Here is a 15,087-nt window from a genome sequence, read left to right on the forward strand (position 1 = left end):
CTGATCAACCCGATCGCCATGGAAAAGGGTCTTCGCTTCGCAATCCGCGAAGGTGGACGTACCGTTGGCGCTGGTGTTGTTTCCGAAATCGTGGAGTAAAGAATGCGCATCAATATCCTTCTCGCTTGCGTTGATTGCAAACGGCGGAATTATTCGACCCAGAAGAACAAGAAGAATACGACCGCCAAGCTTGAACTCAGCAAGTTTTGTCCATTTTGCGGTGGGCACAGAAAGCATCGCGAATCAAAATAGTCTCACGTGGATGTCGTATCTGCGGCATCCACGGTGAAAATTTCCGACACGCAGGCCAGTAGCTCTAACGGTAGAGCATCGGACTCCAAATCCGAGGGCTGGGGGTTCGAATCCCTCCTGGCCTGCCATACTTTTACTAGCGATGGACATAATGAAAAAGAATGCCGAAGCAGAATTGCAAAAACAAGGAATGATGCAGAAGTTAACAGACCTGCGTATATTCTTTGACCAAGCAAAAGTGGAACTGAAGAAAGTTGTTTGGCCTGACAAGCAGGAGACCATCAGTACCAGTTCGGCGGTTTTGTTGTTGGTAGTCGTAATGGCACTCTTTCTTGGCGTTGTGGATTTGGTACTGACCAAAATCATTGCAGCCGTTCTGTCCTAAGGCGAGGCCATCATGAGCGACGAACCTAAGGCGCGCTGGTATATAATTCACACATATTCGGGATTTGAACAGCGGGTGGAGCAGACAATCAGGGAGATGATCCGCACAGGGCAGGCGAAAGGCCTTGTTGAGGATGTAATCGTCCCGACGGAAAAGGTGGTCGAACTGATCAAAGGTCAGAAACGCACATCTACCCGCAAATTCTATCCTGGTTATGCAATGGTCAAGATGGTGTTCACGGACGATTCCTGGCACATGATTCAGTCCATTCCGAAAGTTACCGGGTTCATTGGCGGGAAAAGCCGTCCGGTGCCGCTGACGGAGAAAGAAGCGCAGAGAATTCTGGCGACAATTGAAACCAGGAAAGAGCAGCCAAGACCGAAATTTCATTTTGAACGTGGTGACGATGTCCGCGTAATAGACGGACCTTTTGCAAATTTCAATGCCACTGTTGAAGATGTGAATTACGATAAAGGCAAATTGCGTGTCTCGGTATCTATTTTCGGAAGACAAACGCCGGTTGAACTGGACTTTGTTCAGGTGACCAAAGGCTGATAATTTTTAGATATGAGGTAGTGTTATGGCCAAAAAAATTAATGCAATAATCAAACTGCAACTTCCCGCAGGAGCTGCGAACCCATCACCCCCGGTTGGTCCCGCCTTGGGTCAGCATGGTGTGAACATCATGGAGTTCTGTAAGGCGTACAACGCCAAGACTCTAAATGAAAAGGGTACGATCATTCCGGTTGAGATCACGGTCTTTTCCGACCGTTCTTTCACCTTCATCACCAAGACTCCTCCGGCTGCAGTGCTTTTGGTCAAGGCTGCCAAACTGCAAAAGGGATCTGGTGAGCCCAACAAGAAAAAGGTTGGGAAGGTGAGCATGGCTCAAATTGAGGAAATTGCGAAGATCAAGATGCCCGACCTTTCGGCTTATGATCTGAATGCGGCATGCAAGACCATTATGGGCACTGCACGCAGCATGGGAATTGAAGTGGAATAAGGGAGTAAGCGAGCTATGCCCAAGCACGGAAAAAAATTTCAGAAAGTATTTGAGGCCATTGATGGTCTCAAGATGTACGATGTGGCTGAAGCTGTCGAGTTGGTTCTCAAGAGCTCGTATGCCAAGTTTGATGAGACCGTTGATGTTGCCGTAAATCTGGGAGTCAATCCCAAGTATTCCGATCAGATGGTCCGTGGTGCTGTATCCATGCCCCACGGTCTGGGCAAAACTGTCCGCGTTGTCGCCTTCTGTAAGGGTGAAAACGAGGAGAAAGCCCTGAGTGCCGGTGCCATTGCGGCAGGCGGCGATGAACTTGTCGAGAAGATCAAGGGCGGATGGCTCGATTTCGACAATGCCGTGGCCACTCCCGATATGATGGGACACGTCGGCAAGATCGGCAAGATCCTTGGACCCCGCGGCCTTATGCCCAACGCCAAGACCGGCACCGTCACTGTCGAGTTGGAGAAGGCTATCCAGGAACTGCTTGCTGGCAAGGTCGAATTTCGTGTCGACAAAGCTGGCGTTGTGCATGCGCCTATCGGCAAGGTTTCCTTTGGCACAGAAAAACTGCTCGGCAACCTGCGCACTGTAGTCGATGCGCTGATCAAGCTCAAACCCTCCACCGCCAAGGGCACGTATGTGAAGGCAGTCTCCCTGTCCTCCACCATGGGACCGGGCGTCAAAGTTGACGCTGCCTCCCTGCGCAAAGCGGGTGAATAAGTTTCAAAACAAGTAGATGAGTCAGAGAATGCAGGTGGATCTTCCTTAATATCCTGCTGAGACTGCTTTGGCTCAGTCTGCCTAGCTATAGAGAGGTATGTGGTGAATAGGGCAGAAAAAGCAAAAATCATCGATGGCCTGAAGGAGAGGGCTGACAAGGCGAGCATCGCCATTGTCACGGATTTCCATGGGCTCAAAGTGGCAGAGCTTACTCCCTTGCGTGCAAAGTTGCATGAAGTGGGGTGCGACTATCAGGTCGTGAAGAATACTCTGGCGCGGAAAGCATTCATGGAAGGACCACACGTGGTACTCAATGATCATTTGAAGTACAACTGTGCCGTGGCTTTCGGTTATGACGACCCTGTCGTCGCTGCAAAGGTCCTGGTTGAGTTTGCAAAGAAGAACGATAAGTTTTCCGTGCGTTATGCCAGTCTGGAAGGCAAGTTTCTGGAAGAGGCTTCCATAAAGGCCCTTTCTGAACTGCCCGGACGTGAACAGCTGCTTGCATCTGTTCTGGGCACGATGAACGCGGTACCGCAGAATTTCGTTTCTCTCTTTGCCAATGTTGTGAGAGGCATGGTCAACGTACTGACCGCTCTCAAAGACAAAAAAGAAGTTTGAGCCAAAGCTAATATTTAGGAGGATAAAATGTCTGATATCACCAAAGAACAGGTTGTCGAATTCATCGCTAACATGACTGTGTTGGAACTCTCCGTCTTCATCAAGGAACTCGAAGAGAAGTTCGGCGTATCCGCCGCAGCTCCCGTGGCCGCTTTTGCCGCCGCTCCTGCCGCCGCTGCCGAAGCCGCTGAAGAAGAGAAGACCGAATTCGACGTTGTCCTGACCGAAGCCGGCGCCAACAAGATCGGCGTCATCAAGGTCGTGCGTGCTCTGACCAGCCTGGGTCTGAAAGAAGCCAAGGCCAAAGTCGACGAGACTCCTTCCGTGATCCTGGAAGCCGCTGCCAAGGACGCCGCCAACGACGCCAAGAAGCAGCTTGAAGAAGCTGGTGCAAAGGTTGAAATTAAGTAGTTTTTTGCTTTCTGTTTGACTTTTCGTAAAGAGTGTAAGGGGAAAAAAACCTCTTACACTCTTTACGCCTTTTTGTGTAACACCACGCCTTAAGCGTCAGCATATGCGACTGAGTGATACTTCACCATAGCTACTCTCCCTTTGGTCCCAGAACGCTTTGCCTGCCCAGCAACATCCCATTTCCTGAGGGGAAACGATGAACAAACTGATCAAGAAATTCGGACGAATTAAAGATTCCATTGATATCCCTCATCTTTTAAGCCTTCAGCTTGATTCGTATAATAAATTTCTGCAGACTGATGTCTCGCCCAGCATGCGTACGGATATCGGTCTTGAAGGCGTTTTTCGTTCTGTTTTTCCGATTCATGATTTCAATAAGACGGCCACCCTGGAATACGTCAGCTACGATATCGGCAAGCCAAAATACGATGTCGATGAATGCATCGCCAAGGGTCTAACCTTCGAAGCTCCCTTGCGGATCAAGGTTCGCCTTGCCGTGTACGACGTCGATGAGGCGTCCGGCAGTCGCACCATCCACGACATCAAGGAGCAAGACATATATTTCGGAACGATCCCGCTCATTACGCAGAAGGGAACGTTTTTGATCAATGGCACCGAACGAGTCATTGTGAACCAGCTTCAGCGTTCGCCCGGCATCATCTTCGAGCACGATTCCGGCAAGACTCATTCCAGCCGCAAAATTCTGTACAGCTGCCGCATTATTCCCATGCGCGGTTCCTGGCTGGATTTTGATTTCGATCACAAAGACATCCTGTATGTGCGTATCGACCGTCGCCGCAAAATGCCCGCCACGATTTTGCTCAAGGCCATGGGCATGACCAGCGAGGACATCCTCGACTATTATTATGCCAAAGAGACCTTCCATCTGGATGGAACCTCCGTTCTGCGTCGTGTCGAAGAGTACAACTTCCGAAAGGAATTGGCCCATGCCGACGTAGTCGCCCCTGACGGCAGCGTGATTGTTGCTGCCGGCAAGGCGCTGACAAAGGGCATGTGGAAGCGGATGATCAAGGCTGGTATCGAGTATTACGAGGTTCGCCCCGAAACGCTTGAGACGGAATATGCAGCCAAGGACATCGTCGATCCCGCCACCGGCGAAGTCATCCTGCGCGCTGGAGATCCCTTTGCCGCTGGCGCGGTGGAAAAATGTCTCGCTGCCGGCATTACCGAACTCGGCGCGATCTTCTCCTCTGGCGCCGAGGCGTCCGCCTGCTTGCGCGACACCCTGGCCATGGACAAGTGCGAAGATCTGGAAAGCGCGCAGATCGACATATACAAGCGCCTGCGTCCCAGTTCTCCCCCCACGGCCGAGATTTCAGCCAGTTTCTTCGACAACCTGTTCAGAAATGCAGATTATTATGATCTTTCCCCTGTTGGTCGTTATAAGCTCAATTCGCGCCTGAGCCTGAATCTGCCCATCGATCACCGCACGTTGTCCAACGACGACATTTTCCGATCGGTCAAGAAGCTCATTCAGCTCAAGGATTCACACGGTCCGGCCGATGATATCGACCATCTCGGAAATCGCCGCGTGCGCCCCGTCGGCGAGTTGGTGGAAAATCAGTACCGCATTGGACTTGTGCGCATGGAGCGCGCCATCAAGGAACGCATGAGCCTGCAGGAAGTCGCGACCCTCATGCCGCATGATCTGGTCAACCCCAAGCCGGTTACGGCGGTGCTGAAGGAATTTTTCGGCACATCTCAGCTTTCCCAGTTCATGGATCAGACAAACCCCCTGTCGGAGGTTACGCACAAGCGCCGCTTGTCCGCTCTTGGACCCGGCGGCCTGACACGTGAGCGTGCAGGGTTCGAGGTTCGTGACGTTCATCTGAGCCACTACGGCCGAATCTGTCCCATTGAAACTCCGGAAGGCCCGAACATCGGTCTTATCGTATCCCTGACCACGCACGGTCTTGTGAACGACTACGGCTTCATCGAGACGCCGTATCGCGTGGTCAAGGACGCAATCGTCACGGACGAAATCCAGTACATGGAAGCTTCCACCGAGAGCGGGCACATCATCGCCCAGGCCAACGCCCTTTTTGGTGATGACCGTCAGTTCATCAACGCTCAGGTCGAGGCTCGGGTTGAGGGCGAGTTCGCCATCGTACCCCGCGAAGAAGTGACCCTCATGGACATTTCACCGGGGCAGATCGTGTCCATCTCTTCGGCGCTGATTCCCTTTCTGGAGCACGATGACGCCAACCGCGCGCTTATGGGCTCGAACATGCAGCGTCAGTCGGTTCCGCTTCTGGTTACCGAGGAGCCTCTGATCGGTACCGGTATCGAGGGTAAGGTTGCCCAGGATTCCGGAAGCTGTCTTTTGGCTGAGGGCGACGGCGAAATCATGTACGTGGATGCGGACCGGGTAATCGTCTCTTATTCCGACGACCTGTACCCGGAAGCCGGCGGTGTTCGTTTTTACGAGGTGCAGAAATACCACAAGTCCAACCAGAACAGCTGCTTCGGCCAGAAGCCCCGGGTTCAGATCGGGGACAAGGTCAAAAAGGGCGCTGTCCTCGCTGACGGTCCAGCCATCCATAACGGAGAACTGGCGTTGGGCAAGAACCTGCTCGTGGCCTTTATGCCCTGGTGCGGCTACAACTACGAAGACTCCATCCTGATTTCGGAACGGGTAGTGAAGGAGGATGTCTACACATCCATCCACATCGAGGAATTTGACGTCTTCGCCCGCGACACCAAGCTCGGACCTGAAGAAGTCACCCGCGACATTCCCAACGTCGGTGAAGAAATGCTGCGCAACCTCGATGAGAGCGGCATCATTCGCATTGGGGCGCGTGTAAAGCCGGATGACATTCTGGTCGGCAAGATCACGCCCAAGGGCGAGACGCAGTTGACGCCGGAAGAGCGGCTCCTTCGGGCCATCTTCGGAGACAAGGCGCGCGACGTGAAGAACACGTCTCTGAAGGTTCCGCCGGGAATCGAGGGTACGGTTATCGACGTCAAGGTTTTCAACCGTCGTTCCGGAGACAAGGACGAGCGTACGCACCTGATCGAGAATTACGAGCTTGAGCGCATCGATGTGCGCGAGAGACAGCATGCCGCGGCCCTGACCGAGACCACCCGGCGCAAGATCTGGGAAGTCTGCAAGGGCAAGAGCGTGGCCAAGACCATCATGGGCAAGCGCAAGGGTGAAGTGCTTCTTGAGGCCAATCAGCCAATCAAGGAAGATGTTTTTGCGGAAATCCCGCTGAAGAAGATTGCGGGCGCGTTCGCAGCCAAGGACGTCAACGAAGCCGTAAAGGTGCAGCTCGACTATTTCGATCTGCAGCTCAAATTCGTCAAGGACGTATACGAAAGCAAGCGCGGCAAGGTCACCGAGGGTGACGATCTGCCTCCGGGCGTGATCAAGATGGCCAAGGTCTATGTGGCCGTGAAGCGCAAGCTCAATGTCGGTGACAAAATGGCCGGCCGTCACGGCAACAAGGGCGTTGTCTCCAACATCCTGCCGGAAGAGGATATGCCTTTCTTTGCAGACGGAACGTCCATGGACGTGGTCCTGAATCCTCTGGGCGTGCCTTCGCGAATGAACATCGGCCAGATCATGGAGACTCACCTTGGCTGGGCGGCCAAATCCCTCGGCCAGCAGATCGCGGCCATGGTCGATGAGGGCGTGGCCAAGGTACGCAGCGAAATCAAGGACATTTTCGATTCTTCCGAAACCTCGGCACTGATCGATACCATGACCGATGACGAAGTCATTGAAGCCGCCCGGGATCTGAATCGCGGCATTATTATGAAAACTCCCGTTTTTGACGGCGCCGATGAGAGTGAGATCTGGGCGCTGCTCAAGAGAGCAGGACTGCCTGAAGACGGAAAGGCGCTGCTTTTTGACGGCCGCACCGGAGTGCCTTTCCACAACAAGGTCACTGTCGGTTATATGTATTATTTGAAGTTGCACCACCTGGTTGACGAGAAAATTCATGCCCGCTCGACGGGTCCCTACTCACTGGTCACCCAGCAGCCTCTCGGCGGCAAGGCCCAGTTCGGCGGACAGCGTCTTGGTGAAATGGAAGTCTGGGCACTGGAAGCATATGGCGCAGCCTATCTGCTTCAGGAGTTTTTGACGGTCAAATCCGATGATGTGAACGGTCGTGTGAAAATGTATGAAAAGATTGTGAAGGGATCCAATTTCCTCGAAAGCGGAATGCCCGAATCATTCAACGTATTGGTCAAGGAAATGATGGCGCTGGGTCTTGAAGTCACCCTCGTGGAAGACGACAAGAAGCGCCCGAGGAAGAGATGATCCCTCGGCAAGACCGGCCACAGCATTGCAATTCGACCAAAGCAAGAGGAATACACGATGAGTCTTGATGATCTTTTTACACAACGGGGCAGTGCATCCAGCTCTTTCAATAGCCAGAATCTCAAAGCGATCGGAATCAACGTCGCTTCGCCGGAGAAGATTCGTGAGTGGTCTTTCGGTGAAGTAAAAAAACCCGAAACGATCAACTATCGCACATTCAAGCCGGAACGGGACGGCCTTTTCTGCGCCAAGATTTTTGGCCCGGTAAAGGACTACGAATGCAACTGCGGAAAATACAAGCGCATGAAGCATCGCGGAATTGTCTGCGAGAAATGCGGTGTTGAAGTAATTGCGTCCAAGGTCAGACGCGAGAGAATGGGGCACATTGAACTTGCCGCCCCGGTTGCCCATATTTGGTTCTTGAAGTCTCTTCCGTCCAAGATCGGCACCTTGCTTGATATGACCATGGCCGATCTGGAAAAAGTGCTTTATTTTGATTCGTATATAATTCTGGATCCGGGCGAGACAACCTTGCTGAAGAAGCAGGTCATTTCCGAGGAACAGTATTTTCAGATTCTCGATCACTACAATGACAACGCCATAACTGTTGGCATGGGTGCGGAGTCCATCAAGATCCTGCTGCAGGAAATTGATTTGGCGAGCCTGCGCGTTGAATTGCGCGAAGAGTCCCAGTCCACTCGCTCCCAGACCAAGAAAAAGAAGTTGGCCAAGCGGCTTAAAATCGTCGAGGCTTTCTTGGAATCCGGGAACAAGCCGGAATGGATGGTCATGGACGTGATTCCGATCATTCCGCCTGAGCTGCGCCCCCTGGTCCCCCTCGATGGCGGCAGGTTCGCCACGTCCGACCTGAACGATCTGTATCGCCGTGTCATCAACCGCAACAACCGTTTGAAGCGGCTTCTGGAACTTGGCGCTCCGGACATCATCATCCGCAATGAAAAGCGCATGTTGCAGGAATCCGTGGACGCACTCTTCGACAACGGTCGTCGCGGTCGCGCCATAACCGGTACCAACGGCCGTCCGCTCAAATCCTTGTCCGACATGATCAAGGGCAAACAGGGCCGCTTCCGTCAGAACCTTCTGGGCAAGCGCGTGGACTATTCCGGCCGTTCCGTCATCGTCGTCGGACCGTACCTGAAACTGCATCAGTGTGGTCTGCCAAAGAAGATGGCTCTGGAACTCTTCAAGCCCTTCATCTATTCCAAGCTTGAGGAGCGGGGTTATGCCAGCACCATCAAGAGCGCGAAGAAGATGGTTGAGCGTGAGGAAATCGCCGTATGGGATATCCTCGAAGAGGTCGTGCGTGAATACCCCATTTTGCTGAATCGCGCACCTACACTGCATCGTCTAGGTATCCAGGCATTTGAGCCAATCCTGGTCGAAGGAAAGGCGATACGTCTTCATCCGCTGGTTTGTACGGCTTTCAACGCCGACTTTGACGGTGACCAGATGGCCGTGCATGTGCCTCTTTCCGTGGAGGCCCAGATCGAATGCCGCGTGCTCATGATGTCGACGAACAACATTCTGTCTCCGGCCAACGGTTCTCCGATCATTGTGCCGTCGCAGGATATCGTCCTTGGCCTTTACTTCCTGACCGTGGAACGTCCTTTCGAGCGTGGCGAGGGCATGATTTTCGCCGACCCCGATGAGGTCATCTGCGCCTTTGATGCGAACCACGTGGAACTGCATGCCCGGATCAAGGTCCGCATCGACGGTGCACTGGTCGAGACCACTCCCGGACGCATCATCATCCGCGAGATCGTGCCGACGGAAGTTCCTTTCGAGGTCTACAACCGCGAGATGAGCAAAAAGGTTATCGGCCGCCTGGTGGGCGAAGCCTACCGTCTGGCCGGTACCAAGGCCACGGTCATTCTTTGCGACAAGCTCAAGGATTTGGGCTTCGAGTATTCGACTCAGGCCGGCATCACCGTTGGCGTTAAGGATCTGACCATTCCGCCGGCTAAATCCGGCATCCTGGATCGTTCCCACACCGAAGTCTCGGATATTGAGCAACAGTATCGTGAAGGTATCATCACCCGTACGGAAAAATACAACAAGGTCGTTGACGTATGGACCAAGGCGACCAATGACGTGGCAGACGCCATGATGCGGGAGCTCAAGTACGACACCGTGCCAAACCCCAAGCAGGATGATTCCCCGCACGTGAAGCATGCGCTTCGCTGGGAAGTTTCCAAGCTCAAGGAAGAGCGCTGCAACAGCTTCAACTCGGTGTTCATGATGGCCAACTCCGGCGCCCGAGGCAATCAGGACCAGATGCGCCAGCTGGCCGGCATGCGAGGTCTGATGGCCAAGCCCTCCGGTGAAATCATCGAGACCCCCATCACCTCCTCTTTTAGAGAGGGGCTGACCATTCTGCAGTACTTCACGTCCACGCACGGAGCTCGTAAGGGTCTGGCCGACACCGCGCTCAAAACCGCGAACTCGGGTTACCTGACACGCCGTCTTGTCGACGTTGTGCAGGATGTCATCGTCAGCGAGCACGACTGCAAGACGGTGGACGGCATCGAACTCACGCACGTCACGAAGAGCGGTGAAATCACCGTGCGTCTCAGCGAGCGCGTTCTTGGCCGGACAGCCATGTACGATATTCTTGATCCGGAAACCGGCGAGGTCTTCATCCCCGCCAACGCCATGATCAACGAAGAGCTTGTAGCCCAGATTGAACGGCGCAACATCTCGGCCATCACCATTCGTTCCGCGCTGACCTGCAAGGCCAGGCACGGAGTGTGCGCCCTGTGCTATGGCCGGGACCTGGCGCGAGGCCATCTGGTCAACGTCGGCGAGGCTGTAGGCATCATCGCCGCCCAGTCCATCGGCGAGCCCGGCACACAGCTGACCATGAGAACATTCCACATCGGTGGTACCGCCTCCAAGGAAATCGAGCAAAGCAGATACGAGGCTCTGAACAAGGGGCGGATCGTGCTTTCCCGTGTGCGGACGGTTACCAATAACCGCGGAGAGCGCATGGTTCTGGGCAAGAGCGGCCAACTGCGCATTGTCGATGACCAGGGTGTCGAGCGTGAAAAATACGCATTGCCTTCTGGTGCGAAGTTGTATTTCGAGAATGGCGCCGAGGTCAAAAAGGGCGAACGTCTCGCGGAATGGGATCCCTTCAACGAACCCTTCGTCACAGATGTCGAGGGTGTGGTCCACTTCACGGACATCATTGAAGGCCGCACCGCTCAGGAACGCATTGACGAGGCCACGGGCAAGTCGACTCTGACCGTTATCGAGTTCAGGTCTTCAAGCTTTCGCCCAGGTATCTCCATTTGCGACGAGAATGGCGTCTGCAAGACCAAGCCGGACACGGGAACCCAGACTTCCTACGCCCTGCCCGTCGGCGCCATCGTCATGGTCAACGACGGTGACGTGGTCCAGCCGGGCGACATCATCGCGCGTAAGCCACGTGAAACCATGAAGACCAAGGACATCGTCGGCGGTTTGCCGCGCGTTGCCGAACTCTTCGAGGTGCGCAAGCCCAAAGATCAGGCGATCCTGTCCGAAATCGACGGAATCGTGAGTTTCGGCCCTGACTCCAAGGGCAAGCGCAAGCTGATCGTAGAGCCCGAAGTGGGAGACGCACGCGTCTACCTCATTCCCAAAGGCAAGCATATCAGCGTTGGCGAAGGCGACTTTGTGGAAAGCGGAGAACTGCTGACCGAGGGAACACCGGACCTCCATGACCTGCTCAAGGTCAAGGGTGAAAAATACCTGGCCTTTTACCTGGTCGAAGGCGTGCAGGACGTGTACAGATTCCAGGGTGTTTACATCAACGACAAGCACATCGAGATCATCGTCCGCCAGATGCTCAAGAAATTGCTCGTCATTGATCCAGGCGAGACCGGGCTGCTCATGGGCGAACAGGTCGACAAGGCCAAGTTTGCAGGTATCAATGCCAAGTGCGTAGGTACCGGCATGCAGCCTGCGACTGCCGAACCGCTGGTACTCGGAATCACGCAGGCGTCCTTGTCCACGGAATCGTTCATATCAGCAGCGTCATTCCAGGAGACGACCAAGGTGCTGACCGAAGCCGCGCTTATCGGTAAAAAGGACTACCTCTACGGTCTCAAGGAAAATGTTATTGTCGGCAGATTGGTCAACGCCGGAACGGGGTTCAGATCTTACATTGAAAATGGAATTGTGGTTCCGGATCAGCCGGAAAGCCCGGACAAGTTCTTGGAAGATCTGGAGAAAGATCCGTTTTTCATGGGACAATAAATTTTTATTGTCTCGGTAGTTGAGTTGACAGGGGGAGGGAGTTCAATTATGAACCCCCTTCTCAAAATGTTTATTAATGGAGTTTGAAATGCCCACTATTAATCAGTTGGTCCGTAAAGCACGGGTCCTCCAGGTGAAAGGCAAAAAAAGAGCCGCGCTGCAGGAATGCCCGCAGCGTCGGGGAGTTTGCGTGCGCGTCTACACTACGACGCCCAAGAAGCCGAACTCCGCTCTTCGGAAAGTGGCCAGAGTGCGTCTGACCAACGGAATTGAAGTTACATCCTACATCCCGGGTGAAGGGCACAATCTGCAGGAGCACTCCGTGGTCATGATCCGCGGCGGCCGCGTAAAGGATCTGCCCGGTGTCCGCTATACGATTATCAGAGGTACGTTGGATGCGGCCGGTGTTCAGGATCGCCGGAAGAGCCGCTCCAAGTACGGTGCCAAACGTCCTAAATAGGAACAAGGAGATTGACGTATGCCTCGCAAGGGACCCACGCCAAAGCGTGAAGTGCTGCCAGATCCGAAATACGGAAGCAGGGTAGTTGCAAAGTTTGTCAACCAGATGATGTTTGACGGCAAGAAAAGTGTTGCCGAAAAGATATTCTATGACGCCATTGAAGAACTTGGAAAACGCACGGACAGCGAGCCGCTGAGAGCTTTCGAGCAGCTCATTGAAAAGGTGAAGCCGCAGATGGAAGTCAAATCCCGTCGAGTCGGTGGTGCCACCTACCAGGTTCCCATGGAAGTCCGCCCGGCACGGCAGGAAGCATTGGCTATCCGTTGGCTGGTCAACTATGCCCGCTCTCGCGGTGAGAAAGGCATGGTTCTGCGTTTGGCGGCTGAATTTCTGGATGCTTATAACGATCGCGGTGGTGCCATCAAGAAGCGTGAAGACACCCATCGAATGGCAGAAGCCAATAAAGCTTTTGCTCATTACCGCTGGTAAAAGAGGTTCTTTCCGTGTCTAAACGTGTTCCCATAAAAGATCAGCGCAATATCGGTATCATGGCCCACATCGATGCGGGCAAGACCACGACTACCGAACGCATTTTATATTATACGGGTGTTTCTCACAAGATTGGAGAAGTTCATGATGGTCAGGCGACCATGGACTGGATGGAGCAGGAGCAGGAGCGTGGCATCACGATCACCTCTGCTGCGACAACCTGTCACTGGCGCAACTGTCGCATCAACATCATTGATACTCCTGGTCACGTTGATTTCACCGTTGAAGTAGAGCGTTCGCTGCGCGTGCTTGATGGCGCTGTTGCTGTTTTTTGCGCTGTTGGTGGAGTCGAGCCGCAGTCCGAGACTGTATGGCGGCAGGCGGACAGATACCGGGTTCCCCGGATCGCCTTTGTTAACAAGATGGACCGCTCGGGAGCAGATTTTTACCGGGTCGTCGACATGATCAAGGATCGTCTCAAGGCGAAGCCTGTTCCGCTGCACCTGCCCATCGGCGCAGAGGAGAACTTTTTGGGGCAGATCGACCTCGTACGCAAGGTCGCTCTCTATTACGACGCAGATTCCAAAGGCGAAACGATCACCGAGCGCGAGATCCCCGCTGATATGCTGGATCAGGCCGATGAATGGCGCATGAATCTCGTGGAAGCCATCGCTGAGGAAGATGAGACGCTGCTTGAAAAGTATTTGGGCGGGGAAGAACTCCTGCCTGAAGAAATCATGGCTGGAATTCGTTCCGCCACCATCGGTATGAAAATTTGCCCGGTGATTTGCGGATCTGCGTTCAAGAACAAGGGAGTGCAGGCTCTGCTGGATTGCGTTGTGGATTATCTGCCTTCACCGGTAGAGGTCCCTGCAATGGTGGGAATCGATCCGGATACCAAGGAAGAGATTCTTTGTGAGTGTTCTGATGACCTGCCGCTTAGCGCCTTGGCGTTCAAGCTCATGGCGGACCCGTTTTTCGGGCATCTGACCTTCCTGAGAGTATATTCCGGCGTGCTTGTTACCGGTTCTACGGTACTTAACGCCGCCTCCGGCAAAAAAGAGCGTGTTGGACGTTTGCTGAAGATGCATGCGAACAAGCGCGAAGATATAAAAGAAGCCTATGCGGGCGACATCGTTGCCGCTGTTGGTCTGAAGCAGACCAGCACAGGTGAAACTCTGTGCGATCTCAAGCGCGCAATTCTGCTTGAATCGATGGATTTTCCTGAACCCGTAATCGAAGTTGCGATTGAACCCAAGACCAAGACCGACAGGGATGCCCTGGGGCAGGCTCTGCAGAAACTGGTCAAGGAAGATCCCTCTTTTAGGGTCAAGACAAACGAGGAAACCGGCCAGACACTTATCGCCGGAATGGGTGAACTGCATCTTGAGATCATTGTTGACCGCCTCACTCGTGAGTTCAAGGTCGACGCCAACGTTGGAAAGCCTCAGGTCGCGTATCGCGAAACCATTTCCAAGCCGGCTGAAAAGGATCTCAAGTACGCCAAGCAGTCTGGTGGACGCGGTCAGTATGCTCATATCGTCATCAAGGTTACGCCTCAGGAGCCGGGTGGCGGATATGAATTCGTGAACGGAATTGTGGGTGGTGTCATTCCCAAGGAATACATCCCCGCAGTTGACAAGGGTATCCGCGATGCACTGCTCAATGGTGTTCTCGCCGGGTTCCCCATGGTCGATCTCAAGGTCGAATTGGTTCATGGTTCGTATCATGAAGTTGATTCTTCCGAGCAGGCTTTCTACATTGCCGGATCAATGGCAGTGAAAGAGGCGTGTCATAAAGCGGCCGCGGTGCTTCTTGAACCGATTATGTTTGTGGAAGTGCTCACGCCGGACGACTACATGGGCGATGTCATGGGCGACCTCAATGGACGTCGTGGTCGAATCGTCAGTCTTGAAATGCGACACGGGATGCAGATCATCCGCGCAAACGTGCCGCTAAGTAGCATGTTTGGTTATGCAACGGATCTGCGCTCAAAAACTCAAGGTCGTGCGACATACACCATGTTGTTTGATCATTACGATCGCGTCCCTGCAAGTCTTGCTGAAGAATTGACCAAGAAATGAGAATGGAGATGAAGAATGGCCAAGCAAAAATTTGAAAGAAAGAAGCCGCACGTCAATATTGGTACGATTGGTCATATCGACCACGGCAAGACCACGTTGACCGCCGCAATCACC

Annotated in this window: 14 protein-coding genes and 1 tRNA gene; all 15 read left to right on the forward strand. The window is 53.6% G+C overall.

What is annotated here, in order from left to right; genetic code table 11:
• Positions 1 to 99: elongation factor Tu (locus CVU60_17720; GenBank protein ID PKN40027.1), on the forward strand; the 99-nt coding region annotated here is incomplete at its 5' end.
• Positions 100 to 102: 3 nt separating this feature from the next.
• The gene (gene rpmG, locus CVU60_17725; GenBank protein ID PKN40028.1) at positions 103 to 252 is read left to right on the forward strand and encodes a 50S ribosomal protein L33; all 150 of its coding nucleotides are present in this window, start codon (positions 103 to 105) and stop codon (positions 250 to 252) included.
• 52 nt (positions 253 to 304) lie between these two features.
• Positions 305 to 380 (forward strand) — tRNA-Trp (locus CVU60_17730).
• Positions 381 to 394: 14 nt separating this feature from the next.
• Positions 395 to 637: a preprotein translocase subunit SecE gene (locus tag CVU60_17735; GenBank protein PKN40029.1), complete on the forward strand. Its 243-nt coding sequence runs from the start codon at positions 395 to 397 to the stop codon at positions 635 to 637.
• Between the two features lie 12 nt (positions 638 to 649).
• Positions 650 to 1,192 carry a transcription termination/antitermination protein NusG gene (locus CVU60_17740; GenBank protein ID PKN40030.1) on the forward strand — a complete coding sequence of 181 codons (543 nt, stop codon included), beginning with the start codon at positions 650 to 652 and terminating at the stop codon, positions 1,190 to 1,192.
• Positions 1,193 to 1,217: 25 nt separating this feature from the next.
• A complete protein-coding gene (gene rplK / locus CVU60_17745; protein ID PKN40031.1) occupies positions 1,218 to 1,640 on the forward strand; it encodes a 50S ribosomal protein L11 in 423 nt (140 codons plus the stop codon).
• 15 nt (positions 1,641 to 1,655) lie between these two features.
• On the forward strand, positions 1,656 to 2,360 hold the full coding sequence (locus CVU60_17750) for a 50S ribosomal protein L1 (GenBank protein PKN40032.1): 705 nt from the start codon (positions 1,656 to 1,658) through the stop codon (positions 2,358 to 2,360).
• 102 nt (positions 2,361 to 2,462) lie between these two features.
• Positions 2,463 to 2,981: a 50S ribosomal protein L10 gene (locus CVU60_17755; protein ID PKN40040.1), complete on the forward strand. Its 519-nt coding sequence runs from the start codon at positions 2,463 to 2,465 to the stop codon at positions 2,979 to 2,981.
• 27 nt (positions 2,982 to 3,008) lie between these two features.
• Complete coding sequence (locus CVU60_17760) at positions 3,009 to 3,392, forward strand: 50S ribosomal protein L7/L12 (protein ID PKN40033.1); 384 nt, start codon at positions 3,009 to 3,011, stop codon at positions 3,390 to 3,392.
• A 196-nt stretch (positions 3,393 to 3,588) separates the two neighbouring features.
• Positions 3,589 to 7,680 carry a DNA-directed RNA polymerase subunit beta gene (rpoB, locus tag CVU60_17765; protein PKN40034.1) on the forward strand — a complete coding sequence of 1,364 codons (4,092 nt, stop codon included), beginning with the start codon at positions 3,589 to 3,591 and terminating at the stop codon, positions 7,678 to 7,680.
• Positions 7,681 to 7,737: 57 nt separating this feature from the next.
• Positions 7,738 to 11,940: a DNA-directed RNA polymerase subunit beta' gene (rpoC, locus tag CVU60_17770; protein ID PKN40035.1), complete on the forward strand. Its 4,203-nt coding sequence runs from the start codon at positions 7,738 to 7,740 to the stop codon at positions 11,938 to 11,940.
• 88 nt (positions 11,941 to 12,028) lie between these two features.
• A complete protein-coding gene (locus CVU60_17775) occupies positions 12,029 to 12,400 on the forward strand; it encodes a 30S ribosomal protein S12 (GenBank protein ID PKN40036.1) in 372 nt (123 codons plus the stop codon).
• Positions 12,401 to 12,418: 18 nt separating this feature from the next.
• A complete protein-coding gene (locus tag CVU60_17780; protein ID PKN40037.1) occupies positions 12,419 to 12,889 on the forward strand; it encodes a 30S ribosomal protein S7 in 471 nt (156 codons plus the stop codon).
• Positions 12,890 to 12,903: 14 nt separating this feature from the next.
• On the forward strand, positions 12,904 to 14,973 hold the full coding sequence (gene fusA, locus CVU60_17785) for an elongation factor G (GenBank protein ID PKN40038.1): 2,070 nt from the start codon (positions 12,904 to 12,906) through the stop codon (positions 14,971 to 14,973).
• A gap of 15 nt (positions 14,974 to 14,988) precedes the next feature.
• Positions 14,989 to 15,087 (forward strand): hypothetical protein (locus CVU60_17790; protein ID PKN40039.1); only part of this gene is annotated, 99 nt, incomplete at its 3' end.

The sequence above is a fragment of the Deltaproteobacteria bacterium HGW-Deltaproteobacteria-18 genome, assembly GCA_002841885.1.
Lineage (GTDB): Bacteria > Desulfobacterota > Desulfovibrionia > Desulfovibrionales > Desulfomicrobiaceae > Desulfomicrobium.